This is a genomic window from Stenotrophomonas sp. STEN240, assembly GCF_056756175.1.
This window is the reverse complement of sequence record NZ_JBRRBO010000024.1, coordinates 1-24,172: the sequence shown is the minus strand read 5'-3', so window position 1 is coordinate 24,172 and position 24,172 is coordinate 1. Positions and strand designations below refer to the sequence as shown.

At 65.7% G+C, this 24,172-nt stretch carries 19 protein-coding genes and 1 pseudogene; 11 read left to right on the top strand and 9 right to left on the bottom strand.

Going from position 1 to position 24,172, the window contains the following annotated elements; all coding sequences use genetic code 11:
* Nucleotides 1-12: 12 nt before the first annotated feature.
* The gene (locus tag ACVOKO_RS11920) at nt 13-1,359 is read right to left on the bottom strand and encodes a DUF11 domain-containing protein (RefSeq protein WP_346499122.1); all 1,347 of its coding nucleotides are present in this window, start codon (nt 1,357-1,359) and stop codon (nt 13-15) included.
* 879 nt (nt 1,360-2,238) lie between these two features.
* Here ACVOKO_RS11920 and ACVOKO_RS11915 point away from each other — a divergent pair.
* The gene (locus ACVOKO_RS11915; RefSeq protein WP_346499121.1) at nt 2,239-3,840 is read left to right on the top strand and encodes a winged helix-turn-helix domain-containing protein; all 1,602 of its coding nucleotides are present in this window, start codon (nt 2,239-2,241) and stop codon (nt 3,838-3,840) included.
* On the opposite strand, the gene ACVOKO_RS11910 is transcribed toward ACVOKO_RS11915, so the two are convergent.
* Nucleotides 3,824-4,927 (bottom strand): serine hydrolase domain-containing protein, encoded by a 1,104-nt coding sequence (locus ACVOKO_RS11910; protein WP_346499120.1) that lies wholly within the window; start codon nt 4,925-4,927, stop codon nt 3,824-3,826. The two genes, ACVOKO_RS11915 and ACVOKO_RS11910, sit on opposite strands and share 17 nt — an antisense overlap.
* A 277-nt stretch (nt 4,928-5,204) precedes the next feature.
* A complete protein-coding gene (locus tag ACVOKO_RS11905; RefSeq protein ID WP_346499119.1) occupies nt 5,205-6,794 on the bottom strand; it encodes an alpha/beta fold hydrolase in 1,590 nt (529 codons plus the stop codon).
* 176 nt (nt 6,795-6,970) lie between these two features.
* Between ACVOKO_RS11905 and ACVOKO_RS11900 the strand changes: the two genes are divergently transcribed.
* Nucleotides 6,971-8,680, top strand: coding sequence for a histidine kinase (locus ACVOKO_RS11900; RefSeq protein ID WP_346499118.1), 1,710 nt, complete (start codon nt 6,971-6,973; stop codon nt 8,678-8,680).
* On the top strand, nt 8,668-9,369 hold the full coding sequence (locus ACVOKO_RS11895; protein ID WP_346499117.1) for a LytR/AlgR family response regulator transcription factor: 702 nt from the start codon (nt 8,668-8,670) through the stop codon (nt 9,367-9,369). Before ACVOKO_RS11900 ends, ACVOKO_RS11895 begins: the two co-directional genes overlap by 13 nt.
* 210 nt (nt 9,370-9,579) lie before the next feature.
* On the opposite strand, the pseudogene bla reads toward ACVOKO_RS11895, so the two are convergent.
* The 3 genes and pseudogenes from bla to ACVOKO_RS11880 form a co-directional block, all read right to left on the bottom strand.
* A pseudogene (bla, locus tag ACVOKO_RS11890) lies at nt 9,580-10,356 on the bottom strand (subclass B3 metallo-beta-lactamase); the annotation flags it as partial.
* A 495-nt stretch (nt 10,357-10,851) separates the two neighbouring features.
* Nucleotides 10,852-11,490, bottom strand: coding sequence for a glutathione S-transferase family protein (locus tag ACVOKO_RS11885; RefSeq protein ID WP_346499116.1), 639 nt, complete (start codon nt 11,488-11,490; stop codon nt 10,852-10,854).
* Nucleotides 11,491-11,719: 229 nt separating this feature from the next.
* Nucleotides 11,720-13,084, bottom strand: coding sequence for a glutamate--cysteine ligase (locus ACVOKO_RS11880; RefSeq protein ID WP_346499115.1), 1,365 nt, complete (start codon nt 13,082-13,084; stop codon nt 11,720-11,722).
* A 203-nt stretch (nt 13,085-13,287) separates the two neighbouring features.
* On the opposite strand from ACVOKO_RS11880, the gene ACVOKO_RS11875 reads away from it, so the two are divergent.
* The 3 genes from ACVOKO_RS11875 (at nt 13,288) to ACVOKO_RS11865 (ending at nt 15,898) form a co-directional block, all read left to right on the top strand.
* Entirely contained in the window at nt 13,288-13,986 is a 699-nt protein-coding gene (locus tag ACVOKO_RS11875; protein ID WP_346499114.1) for a VIT1/CCC1 transporter family protein, read from the top strand.
* 3 nt (nt 13,987-13,989) lie between these two features.
* The gene (locus ACVOKO_RS11870) at nt 13,990-14,823 is read left to right on the top strand and encodes a helix-turn-helix transcriptional regulator (RefSeq protein WP_346499113.1); all 834 of its coding nucleotides are present in this window, start codon (nt 13,990-13,992) and stop codon (nt 14,821-14,823) included.
* A gap of 100 nt (nt 14,824-14,923) precedes the next feature.
* On the top strand, nt 14,924-15,898 hold the full coding sequence (locus ACVOKO_RS11865; protein WP_346499112.1) for an MBL fold metallo-hydrolase: 975 nt from the start codon (nt 14,924-14,926) through the stop codon (nt 15,896-15,898).
* A 367-nt stretch (nt 15,899-16,265) separates the two neighbouring features.
* Here the strand turns inward: ACVOKO_RS11865 and yihA are convergent, their stop codons facing one another.
* On the bottom strand, nt 16,266-16,916 hold the full coding sequence (gene yihA / locus ACVOKO_RS11860) for a ribosome biogenesis GTP-binding protein YihA/YsxC (RefSeq protein ID WP_346499111.1): 651 nt from the start codon (nt 16,914-16,916) through the stop codon (nt 16,266-16,268).
* 172 nt (nt 16,917-17,088) lie between these two features.
* On the opposite strand from yihA, the gene ACVOKO_RS11855 reads away from it, so the two are divergent.
* From ACVOKO_RS11855 to ACVOKO_RS11840, 4 genes are all read left to right on the top strand, one after another.
* Nucleotides 17,089-17,874: a c-type cytochrome gene (locus ACVOKO_RS11855; RefSeq protein WP_346499110.1), complete on the top strand. Its 786-nt coding sequence runs from the start codon at nt 17,089-17,091 to the stop codon at nt 17,872-17,874.
* Between the two features lie 93 nt (nt 17,875-17,967).
* A complete protein-coding gene (locus tag ACVOKO_RS11850) occupies nt 17,968-18,615 on the top strand; it encodes a thiol:disulfide interchange protein DsbA/DsbL (RefSeq protein WP_346499109.1) in 648 nt (215 codons plus the stop codon).
* Nucleotides 18,616-18,735: 120 nt separating this feature from the next.
* The gene (locus ACVOKO_RS11845; protein ID WP_346499108.1) at nt 18,736-19,545 is read left to right on the top strand and encodes a thiol:disulfide interchange protein DsbA/DsbL; all 810 of its coding nucleotides are present in this window, start codon (nt 18,736-18,738) and stop codon (nt 19,543-19,545) included.
* A gap of 71 nt (nt 19,546-19,616) precedes the next feature.
* Entirely contained in the window at nt 19,617-20,354 is a 738-nt protein-coding gene (locus ACVOKO_RS11840) for an endonuclease/exonuclease/phosphatase family protein (protein WP_172837775.1), read from the top strand.
* Between the two features lie 8 nt (nt 20,355-20,362).
* Here the strand turns inward: ACVOKO_RS11840 and ACVOKO_RS11835 are convergent, their stop codons facing one another.
* Together ACVOKO_RS11835 and ACVOKO_RS11830 are read right to left on the bottom strand one after the other, a co-directional pair.
* Entirely contained in the window at nt 20,363-21,238 is an 876-nt protein-coding gene (locus ACVOKO_RS11835; RefSeq protein ID WP_346499107.1) for an EamA family transporter, read from the bottom strand.
* 139 nt (nt 21,239-21,377) lie between these two features.
* A complete protein-coding gene (locus tag ACVOKO_RS11830; RefSeq protein ID WP_346499106.1) occupies nt 21,378-21,788 on the bottom strand; it encodes an ExbD/TolR family protein in 411 nt (136 codons plus the stop codon).
* A 182-nt stretch (nt 21,789-21,970) separates the two neighbouring features.
* On the opposite strand from ACVOKO_RS11830, the gene ACVOKO_RS11825 reads away from it, so the two are divergent.
* On the top strand, nt 21,971-23,917 hold the full coding sequence (locus tag ACVOKO_RS11825; protein ID WP_346499105.1) for a transglycosylase SLT domain-containing protein: 1,947 nt from the start codon (nt 21,971-21,973) through the stop codon (nt 23,915-23,917).
* The last annotated feature ends 255 nt before the right edge of the window (nt 23,918-24,172 follow it).

Here is a 24,172-nt window from a genome sequence, read left to right as displayed (position 1 = left end):
TCTTGCTCAGGCTCAGGTCGGCACCGTTGGGCAGCACGGTGAAGTTCGCGGTGCTGTCGTTGTTGGTGGCGTTGCTGTCAGGCAGGCTGCCGGAGACCGTGGCGGTATTGGAGACCGCGCCATTGCTACCGGTCCTGTCAGTGGCACCCGCGCGGTGATGGTGAAGGTTGCGCTGGCGCCCACCGCCAAGGTCTGCGGGGCTGGCAAGGTGCAACCATGTACCGTGTTGGCGCCATTGGTTGTACACGTCCAGCCCGGCGCATCGGCGGTGCTTTCGATCAGGAAGCCGTTCGGCATCGGATCGGTCCAGGACACGTTTTCGGCTGGGCTGGGGCCGTTGTTGGTCACGGTAACGGTGAAGGTGATCAGCTCGCCTGGCAGCGCCGGTGCAGGCGCTGCGGTCTTGTCGATGGCCAGGTCAGCGCCGGCCGCAACGGTCACCGACGCACTGCCACTGTTGTTGCCGGGGATCGGATCGGGTGTACCCACCGCGATGACCGTGGCGGTGTTGACCACGCTGCCGCTGGCCACATTGACCTTGCCCCTGAACGTATAGCTTGCGCTCTGGCCCACCGCGAGGCTGCCGGGATAGGTACCGTCCTGCGCGGCGAACGTCCAGCTGCCGGTCACAGCCTGCGCGCTGCCGGCCACAAAAGTGACGCCGCTCGGCAAGGTGTCGGCAACATTGAAATTGGTCGATACGCTCGGCCCGTTGTTGGTGACGATGATGGTGTAGGTCACTTCGCCACCGGCCGCCACCGGGTCGGGCGTGGCACTCTTGCTCAGCGCCAGGTCACCGGCCTGGATCAAGGTGGTGTTCTGGGTTGCCAGGTTGTCGACAATGTTGGAGTCACCGGCGAAGAACGGATCGTTCGGCGGCAAGCTACCCAGCGGGGTGCCAGCCGGCGGCGGGGGTTGGCGGCCGAGCGCGGCGGTGATGCCAACGGTCGAGGGGCCGAGGCCCGCAGTGCTTACCTGCAGATCGATCTGAAACGAATCACCATTGGCCAGCGCCTGCGGAATCACACACACAACGCGCGTGCTCACAACCGCGTCCACGCTGCAGTAGGCCGGCAGATTGATCGCGCTGGTACCTGCTGGAAGATCAAATGCGACGACGGTATCGGCTACCGCTTCGGGACCACCGTTCTGGATGACCAAGCTGTAATCGATGACGCCGCCCGCAGGCACCGGATCGACAAGTTCGGTGAGGCTGCTGATTCCTAGATTGGCCGCAGCGGCTACCGGCACCCAGCCCAGCAGCAACAGCAGGAAGATCGGGCCGAGAACATGCCTGGCCAAATTCCGCGCAGCACCCTTACGCCGTACCGGAGCACCAGCCACAAGCAACTGCGACATCGCACCTCTCCAGAACACCCATCCCACCGGGGAAATCGCTGCGCATCGCCCCTATGCACGGCGCTACACGTCATGAAGGACTACAGCCCGGAGCGCGCAACACCTACAGGCGGTGTCGGCATCTCCGAAGCTTTTGAGGATCACTGCATACCCCGATGCGGAAAATGCAATCGTTCCTGTGAAAACCACGTCAAGATTGATGGCATTAGATCTGCCTGAACACGCATGTGAACGTGCGTCGGGATTGTTACGGCGGCCTCCACGGGTATCGGTAATCCGCGTTCCCGAAAGTCAGCTGTTTCGCCTATGAAACCCGGCCCCCGCCGAACTGAGACTTGCAGCAAAAATCTGCAACGCGCGCCCCGCGGCTCCGAGCCACGCAGCCATGCAGCGGACAGGTCAGCTGCAATAGTCGAAATCGCATTCATCCCCAAAAAAAACAAACACTTGGCGATGTCCTGCCGGCAATGTCGCGGTCGGACATCACGGCTGCAACGCAGCGCTCATGCAGCCACTACATGACACCTGAATTTCACAGGCGATATTCCGCGCCTGACTGCGTCGTTGTCCGCGCGCCCGATCTCGGGTTGCATCCGCGTGCGCTCACCGCGTACTGACCAGAGCGTGGTTGCCTGCGGGTCCGGCGGGCGGATTCCGGCATTTTGCGCAGAACTCCAATTCCGTGACCTCGTCGGCAGCCTTTTGACGGCACTGCCTGCCACAGGGCCAAGCCGCCCAGACAGCGCTAACGCGGCAGGCGCGCTCGTCCACCACGCCAACCCCACTGTTGAGCTGCAGCCGCAGGCATGCCGCAGTGCGGCCGGCGCCGCCTGCTAATCTTGCCCACCCAAGCCAGTGCCGCCCACCACCATCGTTGCCATGTCCGATCCCCTCGACAGCACGCCCCTGCACTACCGCCTGGACGACCTGCGCATCGATGTGGCCCGGCAACGTGTGCTGCGCGATGACGGCCAACTGCTGGATGTCGCCGGGCTCAATTTCCGCCTGCTGCACTATCTGTTGACCCAGGGCACGCGGGTGGTCGGCTTTGACGCGCTGATCGCCAACATCTGGGCGCCAGCAATCGTCAACGAGGAAACGGTCACCCAACGGGTGCGGCTGTTGCGCCAGGCACTGGGCGATGACGGCCGCAAGGCGCGCTACCTCCGCTCGGTGCGCGGCCAGGGTTACCAGCTGTGCAGTGAGCCGGTGGCCGAGGCTCCCCAGACCGCAACGGCGGCAGTGTCCGACCCGGCACCGGCAAGTGCATCATCGCGGCGTATTGCCATCCCGCTGACCGCTGCCCTGCTGCTCGTCGGCGCTCTGGTCTGGTGGCGATGGCCTGCCGATGCTGCGGCGGTGTCGCCCCTGCTGCAACGCGCGGACTATTACGCAGGCATCGGCCAGCACGACAACAATGAGCGCGCGCTTGCCTTGTACAGGCAACATCTGCAGCAGGCCCCGGACGATGTGCAGGCACAACTGGGGGTGGCCCGTGCACAGGCCGCGCGCGTCTGCCTGTACAACTGCACTGCCGAGGATGCAGCGCAGGCACAGACCCTGGCCGAAGCAGTGATCGCGCGCCAACCACAATCGTCTGCCGCCTATGCGGTGCTGGCTTACAGCCATGATTGCCGTGGCCAGGTCGATGCAGCACTCGCCGCCTATGAGCGCGCGGTGCAGTTGGACCCGGACGCCGATGGCAGCCGCGCTTCGGCCGCCTATCTGTATGCACGGCAGGGGCGCCTGGCCGACGCATTGGCGGCCAACCTGGCGGTGCGCCATCCCGAGCAGGTCCGCTTCTGGGAGTTGCAGGTTGCCTCCAATCTGGATCTGCTCGGCTACAGCGCGGCCGCTGAAGCACGCTACCGGCGCAGCTTCCAGCTTTACCCGGACAACGTGTTCTCCAATATCGCCTGGCCGAACTTTCTCTATGAACATGGCCGCCCCGCTGAAGCACAGGCGGCGCTGGACGAAGCGCATGCGCGCGGCACCGAACACGCGCAGCTGTATCTGCTGGACACCGAGCTGGCACTCCAACGTGGCGACACAGCTGCTGCGCGCACAGCTGCCCAACGCGCACGCGTGTTGAGAGCCGATGCAAGCCTGCCCAGAACCCTCGCCTGGCTGGCGGGCGCAGAACCGGCACCCGCCTCAGCGGTACTGTTGCAGGATGCCGCCTCGCTGCGCGCGGGGCTGGCACAAGGCAGCGACCCGCTCGATGGTATTGATGCCGCATTGCTGGCCAACCTGGCCGGTGACAACAAGGCGGCGTTGGCGGCAATGCAGGCAGCTGTGAGCGCCGGCTATCGCAACGCCGGCTATCTGCGGGTGTCACCGCTGTTCGCCAGGCTGCGCGAAGACCAAGGCTTCGCGCAGCTGCTGGACACGATGGCGACAGCAGTGGCCAGCGAACGTGCACGTATCATCGCCTCCGGCCAGCTGCCGGCCGATGCGCAGGCCGTTACGGCAACGCGCTGAGCACGTAGTCCTGCAGCAGCTTCTGGGTTTGCTGGTGCATGCCGCGCTGGTTGAAGTGCGTGCGCGTCACCACCATCACCAGCTGCTTCTCCGGCACCACGAACACCGCATTGCCACCATTGCCGGACATCGCCCAGGCGTGTACCGGCTTGCCACCCGCAGTGAACGGGAAGCGCCAGATCTGGTAGCCATAGTCGGCATCGAACGGGGTCTGCGCGTGCACCTGGGTCATCGCCCGCGCCCAGGCGGCGGGCAGTACCTGGCGGCCATCCCAGCGCCCCTCGTCGATGAGCAGCTGGCCGAGCTTGGCCAGGTCACGGCTGCGGTATTCCGTGCCGCCACCGCCCATGCCCACACCTTCGGACGAGCGGTTCCAGACCGATGCCGCAATGCCCAATGGCCGCTCCAGTACCTCGGCGGCAAAGCGCTGCAACGGCATGGCGCTGGCGCGCTCGACAATGGCGCCCAACAGGAAGGCGTTCGCCGTGCAGTAAGCAAACGCGCGTCCATGCGGACTGTCGGCCGGGCGCTTCATCCACGGCGCATAACCGCGCTCGGGCAGATCCAGGGTGAAGCCGGTCCAGTCGGCGCTGACGTACATGCGCTCCTCGTGCCCGGCCGAATACTCATTGTTGTCGTCGCACTCCCACTGCGCGCTCATGGTCAGCAGGTCTTCGATGTTGATCGCGTTCTTGAAGGCACCCGGGTGGGCGGGATGGCGGTCCGGAAAGAAGCCCAACACGGGCGCCTGCACGCCGCTGATCATGCCGCGGTCGATGGCCGCGCCGACCAGCATCGCGGTCACGGTCTTGGTCAGTGAGCGGGTGTTGTGCAGGCTGCTGCGGTCAGCGCCATTGAAGTAGGCCTCGTGCACCAGCTGGCCGCGATGCACGACCAGCACGCTGGTGGTGTCCGGCGCCTGCCCGCTGTTGATCGCGGCATCCAGGGCGCTGAACCTGGCCGCATCCAAGCCATGCGTGGCCGGATCGAAAAGTGTCCAGTGCTCGCTGGGCGGCGGCGCGGCGGCCACGGAAGCGGCAGCCAACAGCAGGAAGGCAAACACGGGGAAACGGCTCAGCAGTGTCATCACGGTGCTCCAGGTAAGGAGCCAGCAGACAAACATGCAGCCGAATGAAGCGCCTGATGTCTGCATGAAGATAAATGAAGCCGATACCAATCAATTACTTACCTGCCACCACCGGCACCGCCGCAACCGCAACACAGAACGTCGCCCGGGCTGGGCGACGCCGTGGAACCACACCGATTACGGCTGCCTGCAGCACCGTTTCATTGACGACATCACCCGGCTTGCCGGAGCGGCACGCTGCCTGCGCACCGCCCCGGCCGCCATTGCATGCGCGTGCTTACAGCTCGGTGCGGCTGCCGATGAAGACCGGCAACGGCACATCCAGTACCGCATCGCTCAGCGGACGCCCGGCCAGGAAGCCGGCGATATTGCTGGCGATAGCAGGGTTGCCCAGCCACATCTCGTTGTCGTGGCTGGCCCCTCGCAGCAGCAGCTCCCTACCCTTGCTGAAACCCGGCAGCAGCGCCTGGGCATTGGCATGCGGGGTGCGGCCGTCGAGCGTGCCGCTGATGAACAACACCGGCACATCACTGCGCAGCGGAGCGCGGAATGCGTCGCCCAGATCGAGCAGGCCACTGCCGTCGGCGACCTCCGGGAACGGGAAGTTCAGCGCATCACCCAGCAGGCTTTGCCGCGCCTGCGCAGCGGCCAGCGCCCTGCGCTGCGGGCTCTGACCGGACGCCACATCCATCGCCGTGGGCATGGCGCGGAACCCGCCCAGGCCCTCGCGCACCATCAAGGCGATGGCACCAAGCAGATCGTAATTGCCAGCTTCGGCCTCGCGCAGTGCCAGCGGCAGCATGCGCTGGGTGGAACGCCGCCCCAGCGCGATCGCAATCGCCAGCTGTGCATCGAAGGCGCCGATGGTCACCTTCCTGCCGTCATGCATCGGGCTGCTGCCCTGCCCCGGCTGCTGCCGCAGTTTGGCCAGCACACGCTGTGCCGATCCCTGCAGGTCATCGAAGCCGTCCTTGCGGGCGATCACCGCCAGGTCGGCCAACAAGGCATCAGCGGCCAGTGGCAGTTTGATCGTGTCGTCAGGCCCTTCGCTGCCCATCAACACCACGCGTTCAAGACTGTCTGGGTGGCGGCGCACGGTGGCCAGCGCCAGATGCGTGCCATAACTCATGCCCCACAGGCTCAGCCGTGGCAGCCGCATGGCCTGGCGCAGGTATTCGATGTCGTCGGCACTTTCGGCCGTGGTGTAGGCGCCCATGTCCACCCCGGCGTTCTTCCAGAAGGCCATGCACTGGGCCAGGGTGGCCTTCAACGCGACCAGCGCTGCCTCGCGCTGCAGCGGCTGGGCATCATCGAACTTCTGCTCGTGCGGGCATTCCGGCGGCATCTGCGAAAAATCTGTGCCGCGCTGGTCGAGCAACAGCACATCGGTCTCACGCCGGATCTGGTCGAACACCGGCCAACGCGGGCCAAGCGCGGTGCCGAAACCGGAGCCACCCGGGCCGCCGGCCAGATACACCACCGGCGCGGCATGGCCATCGCCCCCCGTCGCCGGCAACCGCACCACGCGCAGGCGGATACGCGGCCCGTTCGGTTCGCTGTGCCGGCGCGGCACTTCCAGGAAAGCTTCTTCGGTGGCGATGGTGCCATTGCCTTTGGTCTGCATTGCATACGGCGTGAATACCAGCGGCGCCGGCCCATCACTGGCCAGCGCCGGCGAGGTAGAGGCCAGCGCAAGACCGAGCGCCAGCAGGCCTGCGGCCACCGGCAGCAGTTGCCGTGCGCTGCGCTTGCGCGCCACCGCGACAGGTTTCGCGGTATCCAACGACATACGAGCAAGCGCCGTATTGGCAGGCGTCGCGGTGAACTGCAGGCGGGTACGCGTAACGGAAAGAGAGATGTTGGACATGGCCGGCTCCGATGGGCGGGAAGGTGGGTGTTGCCATGGCCTTGGCATCGCCGGAACTCCGGTTGCCTTCGCCACATCAACAGCATCTGCCCGCGCACCGCACTTGCGTGGCGTGCGTCCGCCCAACAGCTCCGGCGGACCGCCCAGCGTCTCCGTCCAGCCGATACGATAGCGCCATGCCGATCCTACGAACCTTGAGTGTACTGGCCGTACTGGTCTTTGCGGTCGCCGCCTGGCTGGCCGTGCTGCTGCGCGATGCAACAACGCTGCATCTGCTGGACGGGGAAATGGCGCCGGCCAGCATCAGCGCCGCAGGCGGCCTGCCGACATCACCGCCACCCACGCTCGACTGGCAACCCATCGATCAGGGTGCACTGGCCAGTTGGCGCGGCCCCTATTGGCTGCGCTGGCATTCACCCGCAGGCACGGCAGCCGACGATGGCGGGCGTGCCTTGCGTCTTTCGTTACGCGCCGCCAGCCAGTTGTACTGGAACGGCCAGCCGCTGGCAGGCAACGGCCGCGTCGGCATGACGGCCGCGCAGGAACGTCCCGGCCAGGTCGACATCACCCGCGTGCTGCCACCGTCTGCGCCGGATACCGTCGACGAACTGCGGGTGCTGGCCTCCAGCCACCACCAGCAGTTTGGCCTGCACAGCGCCGATGCACTGGTGGCGGTGGCGCCAGCGCAGGTCCTGTACCAGCGCGGCGTGCTGCCGTGGCTGATCGCCGCCTTTGCCACCGGCGCACTTGCAGCCGCGTGCCTGTACTTCCTTGCGCTGCAGCGTGGCCGCCCGCAGATGCCGGGCGGTCATTTGCTGCTCGCCCTGTGCGCGGTCGGCATGGCATTGCCGGTGATAGAAGCCTGGCGGCCGGTGCTGGGCTATCCCTATCCATGGCATGGGCCGCGCCTGTACGCCTTGCTGGTTCTGCATGTGGCGGCGGCCGTGCTGCTGCCCGCCTACCTTGCACGACGTTTCAATGTCAGCGTGCACAGAAGCCTGCGCATCGGTTACGTACTGGTGTTGCTGGTGACCGTCATCGCGCTGCCCGGTTTTGATATCCGCTCGGCGGTGGTGCTGCTGTTGAGCCTGCTTGCCTCGGCGGCGCTGCTGTTGCGTACCCATGGCGAGCGCGAGGAACGCTGGCCAATCCTGGCCTTGCTGCTGGCCGGCGTGCTGGCTTTGCTGGTCGCGCCCGGCGCCTTCCTCGACGGCCCGTACTTCCTGCTGCTTGCCGTGCTGATGGGCTTCCTGCTGCTCTGCCACGCAGCACAGGTACGCGCCCTGGACCTGCACAACGCACGCCTGCGCGAAGAGCGTGCAAGCCTCTCACTGCAGCTGCTGCAGCGGGGTATCCAACCGCATTGGCTGATGAACACCCTCACCTGCCTGCAGGAACTGATCGAACAGGCACCACCACGCGCCAGCCGTCTGGTTGAATCATTGGCCGAGCAGTTCGACCGCCTGCGCGACAGCAGCAGCCGCCAGAGCGTGCCCCTGGTTGAAGAACTGGCGCTGTGCCGCAACCATCTGGATATCGTCGGCCAGGCACTGGACCAGACAATGACACTCGATGTCGATGCCGATGACCTGCGACTGTCGCTGCCGCCCGGCGTGCTGCACGCGCAGGTCGAGAACGCACTGACCCACGCCGGCGCGGTGGCCTGCGCACAGCATCCCTTCCGGCTGCGCGTGCAACGCGATGGCCAACGCTGGATTCTGGAGCTGCGCAGCGCCTGCGGCAGCGCCCCCCACCGTGGCCAGGGCACTGGCACGCGCTACATCGAGGCCAGCCTGGCCGCCTCCCATCCCAACCGCTGGCAGTACAGCCAAGGCGCCGATGGCGCCGACTGGTGCAGCCGCATCGAGCTGACATGCGCATCCTGATTGTCGAAGACGAACCGCTGGTGCAACAGCGCCTGCTGCGCCTGTGCGCTGAGCTTGCAGGAACCCGCGCGCGCTTCGATGCCGTCGCCGATCTGGACACTGCAGGCGATCGCCTGCAGCGCAGCGTCTACGACGGCCTGTTGCTGGACCTCAACCTCGGCGGCGAAGACGGTTTCGACCTGCTGCGCCGCGCCGTCGCCGGCCGCTACCACTGCGTGGTCGTTTCGGCCCATCGCGAACGCGCCCTGCAGGCTTTCGAGCACGGCGTGCTGGATTTCGTACCGAAACCCTTTTCGCGCGAACGCCTGGGGCAGGCATTGGAGCGCCTGCTGGATGTCGGCCGCTATAGCGCCGGCCGCGCCCGCTATCTCGGCATCTGGCGCGCACAAGGCACGGCTCTGGTGGAACTGACCGATGTGCAGTGGATCCGCGCCGATGGTGATTACAGCGAACTGCGCATGCGCGATGGCCGCAGCGAGCTGCACGACAAATCACTGGCTGGGCTGAGCGCTGTGCTGCCGCCGGACTTCGTGCGCTGCCATCGCTCCTATCTGGTCAACCTGCGCCATATCAGCACGCTGCATGCCGGCACTGGCAGCCGTTACTGGCTGGTATTGAACGGTGGCGCCGAGCTGCCTGTCGGCCGTGCACATGTTGCAGGCCTGCGGCAGGCACTTGCCCTTGAGTAAACAGCCAGTGACACGACCGAAGCAAGCGTAACGCGGCTAAGCACAGCGCACCCGGCAGCTCTACCGGGTGTCGATGAGAGATTTGTTCTGCAGGTTCGACGACTTCATCCGGTCGCTGCGCTCAACCGGGCCAGGTCATTGCCTCATGCTGTTGAGACACGACGACCGATGGCCACGAGCGAAGAGGAAACTCAAGATCTCGGCTGCCTGTCATCGCCCCTTTTCCGGCGCACTCGCCTTGGTCAGCGCCGCTTCGAAATCCGCTTTGTGCTCACCAACCAAGCTTGCGAGAAGACCGGGTTCCACAAAAGCCTCAAGGTCACCGCCCGCGCGTCGCGCCTGCCGTTGCAGAACACCGGCCGTATCGGGATGGCCACTCAGTACGATATCTGCATGCATCGCCCCCAGCTTCACGAACGTCGCGCGGAAGTCCTCGACGATGCGGGGATAGCTGCGATTGCCAATCAAGGTATTGCCAGCAACCGTGATGCTGCACAGGAACAGCAGCTCACGCGGCGTACCGCGATCATTCACGGTCATGCTCCAACTGGTGCAGCCGGCGGTGTGTCCGGGAGTGAGATGCGCGGTCAGCGCAACCTCACCCAACCGCACCTGCTGCCCGTCGCTGACGACCTCATCCACCTTGATCGGCGCAAACGGCATCACACCGTAATTGTTGTCACCTTGGTTTCTGCCGTTCTCAAGCGCCCAGCGGTCACCTGCGCTGGCAAGTACGCGCGCACCGCTGCCGTGCTTGAGTGCGGCCATCGCACCCACATGATCGGCATGCGCGTGGCTGCTGATCAGCAGTCGCACGTCGCGCAAGGGCACGCCCACGTTTTCGATGTTGCGTTCGATCTGCTCGGCGTTGGCGGCAATCGGGGCATCGAGCAGGATCGCACCATGCTTTGACACGATCAGATACGCGGCCAGCCCTTCGGTGCCAACGTAGTAGATGTTATCGACGATTCGGAACGGTTTGATCGGCGCCGTCCATTCCGCCGGCTCGCCTGCCTACGCGCTTGCTGCAGTCACTCCCGCAACCAACGTTGCAGCCACCCGCAACCCCCAACGAACTCCCTGCCTTGGTTTCATCACCGCACCTTGGTTGATATCTGCAGGAACTGTGCGCTGCAGGTGACCGTGCGACAAATGCGTAGAACTGCGCCGACGCATGAATTATTTAAGGGTCGCCTGGCCCTGGCCTGCAAGCACAACCACCCGGCACTTTGGGCACCGGCCGGCGGCGGTTCTTCAAACAGACGTACGCGGTTTCCGCAGCAGTACCAACTGCGAATCCTACCGAGCTGCCGCTGCTGGAAACTTCGGTTGCCTGCATCGTGGCACTGGCTCCGGCGCAGCGGGCCTTGGGCCGGAACCAGGCGGCAGAAACCGCCCGGCAACAGGCGCCGGCCTGGCAATGGGCCGATGCCCCGTTGAGCGCGGCACGTTACCGACTTGCCACGCTCCTCTGCGCGCTGCTCAGCTGCTCGGCGGAATCAGCGCGTCGTCCAACGCGGCGGCGCGCGCCCATGCCGGCCGCGTGCGCAACTGCGCCGCGTAGCGGTTGAATGCATCACGCTCGGGCAGGGTCTTGAACATCTGTCCCCACAGCACCTGGCTGCCGACGTAGACATCCGCCGCGCTGAAGCGCTCGCCCAGCAACCACGGTGAGGCGTTGCCGGCCACCTGCTCCAGCGTATCGACGACCTGATCGAAGCTGCCATAGCCCACCGTGCCGGCCCTGTCCGCCGGCGCCAGCAAGCCCAGTGCCTTGGCGCTGACTGCCGCCTCCACCGGGCCGGCTGCGAAGAACATCCAACGCAGATAGCTGCCCCGCAGCGGATCGTCCAACGCCGGGGCCAGGCCGGCAGCGGGGAATGCATCTGCCAGATAGGTGCATATCGCCGCCGCCTCACTGACCACCACGTCGCGATGCACGATGGTAGGCACCTTGCCCATCGGGTTGATGGCGAGGAACGCGGGCGCCTTCATGCTTTTGCCGAATTCCAGCACCTCGGTGCGATACGGCTGCCCCAGTTCTTCCAGCATCCAGCGCACGATGCGACCGCGCGACATCGGATTGGTATAGAAGACGATTTCTTCTGCCGTGCTGCCCATGCGTGTGACTCCAGAGATGAGGCCGGCAGTCTAGCAAGCGCCCTAGGTCAGGACGCTATTCGAGCGCCTCGGCTCTTCAAAGCGTCATTCCCCCGAAGACGGGAACCGCTCCTGCTCAGTCATTCCCGCCAAGGCGGGAATGACTGCAAAAGGGCAACGGCAGAAACAGTGCCAAGGCGAAACCAAGGCGAGGGCCAATACCCAGGCCCATTTCCTAAAGCCGCATCAATCAGTACGCAAACTCGGCAAACAACGGATCCACGCTGCCATTCCAGCGGCCATGGAACAGCTCCAGCTTGCGCTCGGCCGCGGTCTTGCCCGAATCCACGATCTCCTGCAGTACATCCAGGAAGCGCGTTTCATCCTGGCCATCGGCATTGAGCGCGGCACGACGACGCAGGCCATCGCGCGAAATCGCCAGGGCCTCACGCGCCAGGTCACGCACCGTGCCGTTGCGGAACGGCAGGTTCATCGCATGCTTGGGCACGCCATCGCGCAGCACGTTGCGCTCGGCCAGGCTGAAATCCTTGACCAGGTCCCAGGCGGCGTTCAACGCGGTCTCGTCGTACAGCAGGCCGACCCAGAACGCCGGCAAGGCACAGATCCGGCTCCACGGGCCGCTGTCGGCGCCGCGCATTTCCAGGTACTTCTTCAGCCGTACTTCCGGGAATGCCGTGGTGGTGTGATCCGACCAGTCACGCAGGGTCGGCATCGCGCCCGGCAAGGCCGGCAGCTTGCCCTGCATGAAGTCGCGGAAACTCTGCCCGCTGGCATCGTGATAGATGCCGTCGCGGTAGGAGAAGTACATCGGTACATCCAACAGATAGTCGACGTAGCGCTCGTAGCCGAAGCCATCCTCGAACACGAAATCAAGCATGCCGGTGCGGTCCGGATCGGTATCGGTCCAGATGTGCGAGCGGTAGCTCAGGTAGGCATTGGGCTTGCCTTCGGTGAACGGCGAATCGGCGAACAACGCGGTGGCAATGGGCTGCAGTGCCAACGACACGCGGAACTTCTTCACCATGTCCGCTTCGCTGGCGTAATCCAGGTTGACCTGCACCGTGCAGGTGCGGGTCATCATGTCCAGGCCGAGCGAACCGACCTTGGGCATGTAGTTCTTCATGATCTGGTAGCGGCCCTTGGGCATCCACGGCATGTCGGCACGCGCCCACTTGGGCTGGAAACCCATGCCGAGGAAACCCAGCTGCAGCTCGCTGGCCACCTGCGCCACTTCATTGAGGTGGCTGCCGGTTTCCATGCAGGTGTCATGCAGGGTCAGCAAGGCACCGCCAGAAAGTTCCAGCTGCCCGGCAGGCTCCAGCGTCACCGAGGCGCCATCACGCAGCAGGGCAATGGTGTTGCCATCCTCCTGCACCGGCTCCCAGCCGAAGCGGGTCAGGCCATTGAGCAGCGCATTGATGCCGCGCTCACCATCAAATGTGGGCGGGCGCAGGTCATCCAGACGGAAGCCGAACTTCTCGTGCTCCGTACCGATCCGCCATTGCGACTTGGGTTTTTCGCCCGAGGCAATGCTCTCGACCAGCTGGTCGCGGTGGGAGATGGGGGTATCAGCGACGTGGCTCGGGCTCGACAAGGGCAGACTCGCAGAATTCTGGTCAGGGCGGGAAGGTGGGGGCCAGCCCCCGCCATCGCAAGGGCGCACTATATCGCGGCCTAGATTGCCATCGTGTCACGGCAACAGTTTTCAGCATCCTATAAAAGCAGACTTGACCGCCTGCGGGACTGCGCCTGCGAGTCATTCCGCGATTGGCCGGGCGCCGGCCCTACACTGTGCACATGAGCCGCAGCCATCATCGTGAAACCCATCGTTCCGAGCGTATCGGCTGGCTGCGTGCCGCCGTGCTGGGGGCCAATGACGGCATCGTCTCGGTCGCCGGCCTGGTGGTTGGCGTCGCCGCAGGCGGTGCCAGCCCCTCGGCCATCCTGGCCACCGGCGTCGCCGGCACCGTCGCCGGTGCCATGTCGATGGCGGCCGGGGAATATGTCTCGGTGATGTCCCAGGCCGATGCCGAACGCGCCGAACTGGTGCGGGAGCAGCGCGAACTGCACGAAGACCCGCACAGCGAGCTTGAAGAACTGGCCGCCATCTATCGCCGGCGCGGGCTCAGCCCGGATCTGGCCTGGCAGGTTGCCGAGCAGCTCACCGACCACGATGCCCTCGCCGCCCATGCACGCGATGAGCTCGGCATCACCGAACAACTGCGCGCCCGCCCCCTGCAAGCCGCAGCGGCGTCAGCCAGCGCCTTCATCGTTGGCGCCGCGCTGCCGGTACTGACTGCGTTGCTGGCAGCGCCCGCATGGGTGGCGGAAACCACCACCGCCGCCACCATTGTCGGGCTGTGCATCACCGGCGCACTGGCGGCCCGCGCCGGTGGCGCGCAGCCCCTGCGTGGCGCGCTGCGGGTGGTGTTCTGGGGCGCGCTGGCGATGGCCGCGGCCTCGGCCATCGGTCACCTGTTCCAGATCACCGTGTAAGTGATGAACGCCGAAACGGACGCCACACTCAGCGTATTGGCCCAGCTGTCCTCGCTGGTGGAGTGCCAACGTGCCGAAGGCTATGCCTGCATCACCGCGCGCGCCGAGCATGGCGCCAGTTCGGTGGAAATCCCACAGCCGCAGTTCGCCATCCTGCTGCAGGGGCGCAAGCAGGTACGTACCGCACAGCAGGCCCTGGAATTCGCGCCCGGCGATCTGTTCCTGATCAGCCGCCGCTGCCGCATCGACGTGGTCAACATCCCGGACCCGCACAGCGGCCTGTATCTGACCGCCCTCGTGCCCTTGTGCCCGGAAGTACTGGGCGCAGCCCGTGCCCTGTGGAGCGAGCCCTTGCCCGAGGCCGGCCCTGCGCTGGCGCGGTTGCGGCTGGTCGAGCACGCGGCCGCGCTGCTGCAATGGCGGCAGGCACTGCAGCAGGGTCACTACGTTGAAGCACGGCTGGCGCTGGCGACGCTGGTGGTGGCGTTCTGCCGGCGCGGCCACGGCAGCCTGCTGGTCGCACCCGAACCCGGGTTGGGCGATCGCATCCGTGACCTGGTGGCCGCGCAACCGGAGCGCGATTGGCAATCACGTGATTTCGAATCACACCTGGGCCTCAGCGGTGCCACCCTGCGGCGGCGCCTGGCCGGCGAACAGCTCAGCGTGCGCGGGCTGGTCGCCGATACCCGCCTCGCCCACGCCATGCAGCTGCTCTACACCACCCGGCTGCCCTTGAAGACCGTGGCAGCGCGCGCCGGCTACCGCTCGCTGAGCAGTTTCAACAAACGTTTCAGCGCGCGCTATGGGCTGGAGCCTGCGGCCATCGGCAATAGCTGACCGCAGGGCGAGCAGTTCGCGCGCCATTATGAGCGGATCGCGGCGGGCAACCGGCGCAGCATGAAGGTCCCGCGGCAGAGCCGCCCCTGCAGGAACCCCCATGCCCATCCGCCCCCCACACACGATTGCCACCGCCCTGCTGATGCTAGCCCTCAGTTGCGGTGCCCAGGCGCGCAGCCCGCACGATGCACAGCAGCAGGTCGCCGGCGTGTATCACCAGCAGATCGGCGAACTGCAGGTCACCGCACTGTTCGACGGCGCGGTGGCGCTGGGCCGGCAGGAACTGGTGGGTATTGATCCAACCACGGTCACCCGCCTGCTGGATCACCGCTATGTGCCGGAAGACGCACAGGGCCTGCAGACCGCGGTCAACGCCTATCTGGTACAGCGCGGCGATCACCTGAGCCTTATCGATACCGGCACCGCCCAATGCTTCGGCCCGGGTCTGGGCCAGGTGCTGGGCAATCTGCGCGCTGCCGGCCATGACCCGGCCGAGGTTGATGACGTGTTGCTGACCCACGCCCACCCCGACCATATGTGCGGGCTGCTGGATGCGCAGGGCAAGACCGCGTTCCCGAATGCCACGGTGTGGCTGTCGCAGGCCGACGCCAGCTACTGGCTGGACCCGGCCAGCGAAGCCACCGCCCCGCAGCAGTTGCGCATGGCCTTCGGCATGGCACGCAATGCGGTGGCCCCGTATGTCGCCGCCGGCAAACTGCACAGGTTCACCCCCGGCGAGCGCCTGCCGGTGGGCATCACCGCAGTGGACAGCCACGGCCACACCCCCGGCCATGTCTCCTACCTGCTGGACGGCGGCAACGACCAGAAGCTGCTGGTGTGGGGCGACATCGTACATTTCCACGCCGTCCAGTTCGCCCGTCCTGACGCCGCCTTCGAGGCCGACAGCGACCGCACCGCCGCCATTGCCAGCCGTCGCCGCTTGATGGCGGAAGCGTCCGATCAGGGCTGGTGGGTAGCCGGCGCGCACCTGCCATTCCCGGGCCTGGGGCATGTACGTCGCGAAGGCGAGGCGTTTGCGTGGGTGCCGGGCGAATTTTCGCCGTTGAAGCGGTAAGCAGGGCGGCTTTGGGCTGTTGGCTTGGCTGTTGGCTTGGCTGTTGCTGTTGCTGTTGCAGTTGCAGTCCCCTCTCCCGTTTACGGGAGAGGGGTAGGGGTGAGGGGAGCTCTGGCTTTTGCTCTGGCTCTGGCTTTTGCTTTTGCTTCAGCTCTCACAACAACCGGGCCGAAAAACAAAACGCCGCCCTGATATGGCGGCGTTTTCTATGCGCTCAGGCCTGATGGTTGGCCAGCTTCGCGGCTTACGCCGCTCCTACAATCCTGGCATTGGCAGCTTCGCGGCTTACGCCGCTCCTACAATCCTGGCATTGCCAGCTTCGCGGCTTATGCCGCTCCCACAAGCCATGCATTGTCGGCCTTGCGGCTTACGGCGCTCCCGCAGCCCCGGCTTTCCCTGCATCGTCTGCTGCCGGCGGGTTCAGGCCCAGCCAGCCGCCGATGATGCCGCGGGCTTCGTCCACGCCCTGGCGCGATTCGCCGGAGAAGGTCTGCACGCTGACCGTTTCACCGAAAATCGAGTGCAGGTCGCTGCGTACTTTCTTCAGGGTCTGCATCTGCTGGCCACGGCCCAGCTTGTCGGCCTTGGTCAGCAAGGCATGCGCCGGCAGGCCGCGCTGTACCGCATAACCCAGCATCTGGCGGTCGTAATCGCGCAGCGGATGACGGATGTCCATCACCACCACCAAGCCCTTGAGGGCATTGCGGGTGCGGAAATACTGGTCGATGAAGGCCTGCCAATGGGCCTGCAGGTCCAGCGGCACCTTGGCGTAGCCGTAGCCGGGCAGATCGACCAGGTGCGCCTCGGGCGTCACCTCGAAGAACACCAGCTGCTGGGTACGGCCGGGCGTCTTGGAGACACGGGCCAGGGCGTTCTGGCGGGTCAGCGCATTGAGCGCGCTGGACTTGCCGGCGTTGGAGCGACCGGCAAATGCCACTTCGGCCCCCAGATCCGGCGGCAACTGCCGGGAATTGTGGGCGGAAAGGTGGTAACGGGCGCGTTCTATGAGCAATGACATGTGCATAGGATCGCATGTTGCGGCGCCGCGCGTCGGCTTCCGTACCCTTCCGGGCGGCCCTGCCGGCCGATTTTGCTGCACTGCTGCGTTGACCGTGCCGCGAAACGCCGTTGATAATCCGGTCGATGCCGGCGGAAAGCCCCGCCCGGCCCGGTCCACACGGAGCTTCAGCATGCGCCATGCTCGTGTTCTTGCCGTTGCTGCATTGGTAGTCCCTGTAATCGCCGCCGTCGCCTTTGCCCAGAGCTCGGTCACTCCCGCGCCGGACAATGCGCCTGTCCAGACCGCTTCGCTGGAGATCGACTTCAGCAAGACCAAGCCCGGTGATGCCAAGGCCGGCGAGGCCAAGGCGTCCACTTGTGCGGCCTGCCACGGTGCCGACGGCAACTCGGCGGTGGAGATCTACCCGCGCCTGGCCGGCCAGAGCGAGCGCTATATCGCCAAGGAGCTGGCGCTGATCGCCAGCGGCCAGCGCAATGAAGGCGCGGTGGCGGCAATGCTGCCCTTCGTGCAGGGCATGACCCCGCAGGACATGCGCGATGTCGGTGCCTTCTTCGCCACCCAGAAGTCCGGGGCCGGTGTGGCCGATGACGCCGTCGTCAGCGAGGGCCCGTACCAGGGCATGAAATTCTTCGAAGTGGGCCAGAAGCTCTACCGTGGCGGCGACAGCAGCCGCAACATCCCGGCCTGCATTGCCTGCCACGGCCCGACCGGCGCCGGCAACCCGGGCCCGGCCTATCCGCATATCGGCGGCCAGCATGCCGGCTATGTGGCCCAGCGCCTGCAGCGTTACCAGGCCGGTCAGACCGGTGAGACCGATGCCGCCCAGTTCAAGATCATGGCCCAGATCAGCCACGCGCTGACCGAACAGGAGATCCAGGCGCTGGCCAGTTACATCCAAGGTCTGCATGATCGAGCCAACGACGCAACGGTAGCCACCGCCGCCGCGCAACCCTGACACCCGCCGGTCGCTCCGGCGACCCGGCAACTGCCCACGCAGACACGCCGGCCGCAAGGTCGGCGTCTGTTTTTCCAACGGAGAATCACCACGATGAAGTTGTTCCCCCGACTGTTGCTGATGCTGCTGGCAACAGCCCCGCTGCTGGCCTGGGCCGCTCCCGCTGCCGCGCCCGTGGAAGGCCAGGATTACGAGCTCATCGCCGAGCCCGGCCCGTTTGCGCCGCTGGCCGGCAAGATCGAAGTCGTAGAGGTCTTTGGCTACACCTGCCCGCATTGCGCCCATTTCGAACCGCAGCTGGCAGCCTGGGCCGCCAAGCTGCCGGCAGACGTGCGCTTCACCCCGGTGCCGGCGGCCTTTGGTGGTTACTGGGATTCCTACGCCCGTGCCTTCTATGCGGCCGAACAGGTAGGCGTGCTCAAGCGCAGCCATGCCGACGTGTTCAAGGCCCTGCACGAACAGCGCAGCCTGCCGGCACAGAACGTCTCACCGGACGAGCTGGCCACCTTCTATTCCCAGTACGGCGTGCAGCCGCAGCGCTACATCGAAGCGCTGCGCAGCCAGCAGGTGGATGACAAGGTCAAGAACGCCCGCGCTTTCGCCATGCGGGTCAAGGTCACCGGCACGCCGATGCTGATCATCAATGGCAAATACCTGGTCAAGGGCAAAACCTTTGACGACAACCTGCGCATCGCCGACGCCCTGCTGGCACGCGAACGCAGCGGCGGCAACCGCCGCTGAGTCACCGGCTGAATCCGGGTTACCGGTTCAGCCGACAACGCCCATAATGCGTCCCTGCGCGCGCCGGCCGTGGCATCGCTGCCCGGCACCCCAACAAAACCCTGCTGGAGATCCCTCCCGATGAATATCCGCTTCGCCCTGGCCCTGACCGCCCTGTTGCCGCTGATGGTTGCCTGCAAAGCCCAGGATGGCACCGCTGATACCGCCGCTCCGGCAGCCCCGGCCGCTACCGAAGCCGCTCCGGCCGCAACCCCGGCACCGGCTGCCGAGGCAGCAACCGGCGCACCGGCCGCCGCCGCTACCGATGCCCCCGTCGCCCCGCCGATTCCGGCCCAGGCCCGTCTGGTCGGCCCGGACCCGGTTGCTGGCACCGACTTCGTTGTGATCGAAGGCGGCCAGGCATTCCAGCCGGCCACCGGCAAAGTGGAAGTGGCCGAGATCTTCGGCTACGTCTGCCCGGCCTGCGCGCGCTTCCAGCCGCTGATCAGCTCGTGGAAGGCCGGCCTGCCCTCGGACGTGAGCTTCGTCTACGTGCCGGCGGCCTTTGGCGGCACCTGGGACAACTACGCACGTGCCTACTACGCCGCTGAAACCTTGGGCGTGCAGGAAAAGACCCACGACGCGCTGTACTCGGCCATCCACATCGAGCAGACCCTGAAGGGTGAGCGCGGTAACGATTCGGTGCAGGACATCGCCAACTTCTACGGCAAGTACGGCGTCGATCCCAAGACCTTCGCCGACACCATGGGCAGCTTCGGCGTCGCCGCCAAGGTCAACCGTGGCAAGCAGTTCGCCCAGCGCAGCAAGATCACCGGCACCCCGTCGCTGGTGGTCAACGGCAAGTACCTGGTCAAGGGCAAGGGTTATGAAGACATGCTCCGCATTGCCGACCACCTGATCGCGCGCGAACGCGCCGCCAACGCCAAGTGAGGTATCAAGGGCCTCGGCAACGAGGCCCTTGAGTTCGACCCACCGTGAAATCCCCTACCCAGACATTGCGTTTGCTGACCGCCAACATCCAGGCCGGCTCCAGCACCCGCCGCTACAGCGACTACGTAACCCGTAGCTGGTCGCATGCCCTGCCTGCCGGGCAGAAGCGCTCCAGCCTGGACGCGATCGCCAAGCTCGCCAGCGGCCGCGACATCGTCGGCCTGCAGGAGGCCGACCCCGGCAGCCTGCGCTCGGGCTTCACCAACCAGACCCATTACCTGGCCGAACGTGCCGGCTTCAACTATTGGGCCCACCAGCCCAACCGCCGCATGGGCGGGGTGGCCTCCAGCGCCAATGGCCTGCTGAGCCGGCTGGAGCCGGTGGAAGTACAGGACCACGCCCTGCCCGGCCGCATCGGTGGCCGTGGCCTGCTGGTGGCCCGTTACGGTGATGGCGACGAAGGCCTGACCGTGGCGGTGGCGCATCTATCGCTGGGCACCGGCTCGCGGCTGTCGCAGCTGGATTTCATTTCCGACGTACTGGCCGACTACCCCAACGCCGTGCTGATGGGCGACTTCAACTGCAAGGCCGACCGCCCGGAAATGCGCGTGCTGTACCACAAGACCCGCTTGCAGCCGCCCAGCTGCCTGGTGCCGACCTTCCCCAGCTGGGGCCCGGACCGCGCCATCGACCACATCCTGATTTCCGACACCATGAAGATGCTGGATACGCGCGCCGTTCCCGCCGCGCATTCGGACCACCTGGCAGTGGAAATGGAAGTCGAAGTACCGGCCAACAGCCTGCGCTGAGCGCTTGCTCAGCCGGCGGCAATTGCCTGCGCCGGCCGCCGCCGCGCGGTCAAGGTACTGCCCGCCGATGCCAACACCGTGCAACCGATCGCCAGCCATTGCAGGCCGGTCAGGTGTTCGTGCAGCAACAGCAGCGCCCACAGCGCAGCCACCGCAGGTTCCATGCTGATCAGGATGCCGAAGGTTTCCTTGGGCAGGCGCTTGAGCGCCATCATTTCCAGCGACATCGGAATGGCGCTGGACACCACCGCAACAACGAACCCGGCCAGCAGGATCTTCGGCTCCAGCAGCGCCATGCCCGCATGCGCCACACCCACCGGCACCACCACCAGCGACGCCGCCAGCAAACCCAATGACACGCTGTGGCCGGCATGCAGGTGCCCTGCCCGCTTGCCGAAGATGATGTACAGCGCCCAGCAGAATGCCGCGCCAAGGGCATACAGCACGCCAACCGGGTCCAGCGCCTGGCCGCCATCCAGTGGCAGTAACAGCACCAGCCCGACCAGCGCGCAGCCCACCCAGACGAAATCGATCGGCCGCCGCGAGGAGAACATCGCCACCGCCAGCGGACCGGTGAACTCGATGGCAACGGCAATCCCGAACGGAATCGTCCGCAGCGCCATGTAGAACAGCAGGTTCATCAGCCCCAGCGTCAAGCCGTAACGCAGGATTGCCGCACCATCGGCACGGCTGGTATGCCAGCGCCATGGCCGCCACAGCAGCAACAGGAACAGCGCCGAGAAACCCACGCGCAACGCGCTGGTGCCCTGCGCACCAATGACGGGAAACAGGTTTTTGGCGTAGGAGGTACCGATCGACAACGACGTCACCGAGCCGAGCACCGCCAGCACCGGCAACAGCGATGCGAATCGGGAATTTTGCATGCCGCTAGTGTATTCGGCCGACCGCGCGAACGCTTGTGCCGAAACAGTTTCCGCATCCGATCCGACGCCGCGAAAGGCCATCACGACGCTGCAGCATCAGCCACCGAATCCGGTGGCCGATGCCGTCGCAGCCAGTGCCTTACTGGATGAAAGCGATGCGTTCCATCTTCGCGTTGTTGGCGGCCGCCAGCACCTTGGCCATCACCTGGTACTGCGCGTCGGGTGAGGCATCAATGCGCAGCTCCGGCAGGTTACCCACATGCAGATCGGCCTGTGCCTGCAGCCGCGCCTGCAGGTCACCTATCGCCAGCACTTCGCCATTCCAGTAAAGCTGGTCGGCCGCATCCACGCGCAACTCGATCGGCGGTGGCGGCTCGATTCTGGGCAGGACCTTTTCGCTGCGCTGTGGCAGATCCACCGGGATCGGCACCGATACCATCGGTGCGGTCACGATGAAGATGATCAACAACACCAGCATCACATCAACCAACGGGGTGACGTTGATATCGGCCAGTGGACGTCCGCTATTGCCTGCTGCACTGAATGCCATTCCAGTTCCCCAGGGCGAGGCCGGCTGCCTCAAGGCCGAAGCTACGCCAGCCCCGCTCGCTTTCCAGCTACCGCATGAAGGCTCGTTCAGCTTTGGTTGATACGCACGCAGCGGACGGGCCCGTTCATGTGCGGGTTGGGCTGGCGCTCGGCCGTTGACGCCGTGGCCGTTATCCTTCGGCCATGAACAGATTTCTCCTGCTGCCCCTGGCCGCCGTTGCCGCGCTGCTCAGCGCCGGTGCCCATGCCCAGAACCTGGATGCCCAGCGCACCGCAATGCGCACCGCCATCGACAATGCCGAGCGCGGGCAATTCGATGCCAGCGCTGCCAGCGCACTGCGCAACCATCCGTTGTACGGCTGGCTGGAGTTCAGTGCCCTGCGCCGCAACATCGACACCCTGCCCTCCGCGCAGGCACAGGATTTCCTCAAGCGCTATCAGGGCCAGGCCGTGGCCGAGAGCTTCCGCTCGGCGTGGTTGCCGGCGTTGGCCCGCCGCCAGGACTGGCCGACTTTCCAAGCCAACTGGAAGGCCAGCAACGATCCGGGCCTGCGCTGCGCCGAACTCAATGCCCGCCAGGCTACCGGCAGGGCCGACGCGCAATGGACCAGCGATGCACAAGCCTTGTGGCGCAGCGCCGGCAAGTCGCTGCCCGATGGTTGTGACCCCGTGTTTGCGGTACTCGCCAGCCGTGGCGGATTGACCCCAGCACTGCGCTGGGAACGCATTGATGCCGCTGCCGATGCGCAGCAACCGGCGGTAATGCGAGCCGCCGCACGCGGTTTGCCGGCCGGCGAACTGGCGCAGGCCAACGACTACGCCGCCTTTGTCGACAAACCCGACGCCCGCGCCTTGAACTGGCCGAAAAATGACCGCAGCCGCCGCATCGCCGTCGATGGCCTGCAGAAACTGGCCAAGGCCGACCCGGGTGCCGCCGAGCTGCAGTTGCCGCAATACGCGCAAAGTCTCGGCCTGAACGCAGACCAGCAAGGCCAGGTGCTGTACGAAATCGCGCTGTGGACCGTTGCCTCCTACCTGCCCGATTCCGCACGCCGCCTGGCGGCCGTGCCCGAGTCGGCCTACGACGGCCGTCTGCACGAATGGCGCACCCGCGAGGCGATGGCACGTGGCGACTGGCCGGCAGCGTTGACCGCCATCCGCAAAATGCCTGCAAGCCAGCGCAACGATTCACGCTGGCGCTGGTTCGAAGGCCGTCTGCTGGAAAAGACCGGCAAGCCCGCCGAAGCCACCGCGCTGTATCGCGCCGCCGCCAGCGAACCTACCTTCCACGGCTTTCTGGCTGCGGACAAGCTCAAGCAGCCCTACACCTTGTGCCCGTGGAATCCGGGCGACAGCGCAAGCGCAAAAAGCGCCGTGGCACGTGAGCCGGCACTGGTGCGAGCCATCGAGCTGTTCAAGATCGAGCGCCCAAGCTGGGCCGCACGCGAATGGGCCGACGCATTGACCCGTTTCGACGACAGCCAGCGCCGGCTGGCAGTGGAAGTGGCCAGCAACAACGGTTGGTTTGATCGCGCCGTATTCGCATTGAAGGGCCCGCAGGAAATGCGCCTGTACAACCTGCGCTTCCCGCTGCACCACGACGACAGCATCCGCCGCGAAGCCGCACGCAACGCATTGGACCCGGCCTGGATCGCCGCCGAGATCCGCGCCGAGAGTATTTTCAATCCGAACGCGCGTTCACCGGCCAACGCCATGGGCCTGATGCAGGTATTGCCAGCCACCGGCGCCAGCGTTGCCAAGAGTATCGGTTTGAGTGGCTACGGCGGCGCGGCCAGCCTGTACGACTCGGACACCAACATCGCCATCGGCACTGCGTATCTGCGCCAATTGATGGACAAGTACAACGGCCTGCCCTACGTCACCATCGCCGCCTACAACGCCGGCCCCACGCCGACCGCACGTTGGCAGAGCCAGCGCCCGAACTACGACCCGGATTTCTGGATCGAGACCATCAGCTACAAGGAAACCCGCGAATACGTAGCACGGGTGCTGGCCTTCAGCGTGATCTACGACTGGCGCCTCAACGGCAACGCCCTGACCCTGAGCGACCGCATGGTCGGCAAAACCGAAGGCGCCCGCAAAGCCTTCAACTGCCAGCAAACCCCCTGAAACGCAGCACCGTAGTGCCGAGCCATGCTCGGCAGAGGCCTTACCAATGTAGTGCCGAGCCATGCTCGGCAGATGCCCCCTCCCTTTGGCCGAAGGCCAAGGGGAGGGCTGGGGAGGGGTGAGCTTTTGAGGCCTTCCAACATTGTCAGCTTCGCGGCTTGCACCGCTCCCACACGCAGCTGATGTAGTGCCGCGCCCAGCACCGCCGCGGCGCGAAAGGGCAAAACGCCGCCGCCCCCTGCGGAGCCAGAAAAG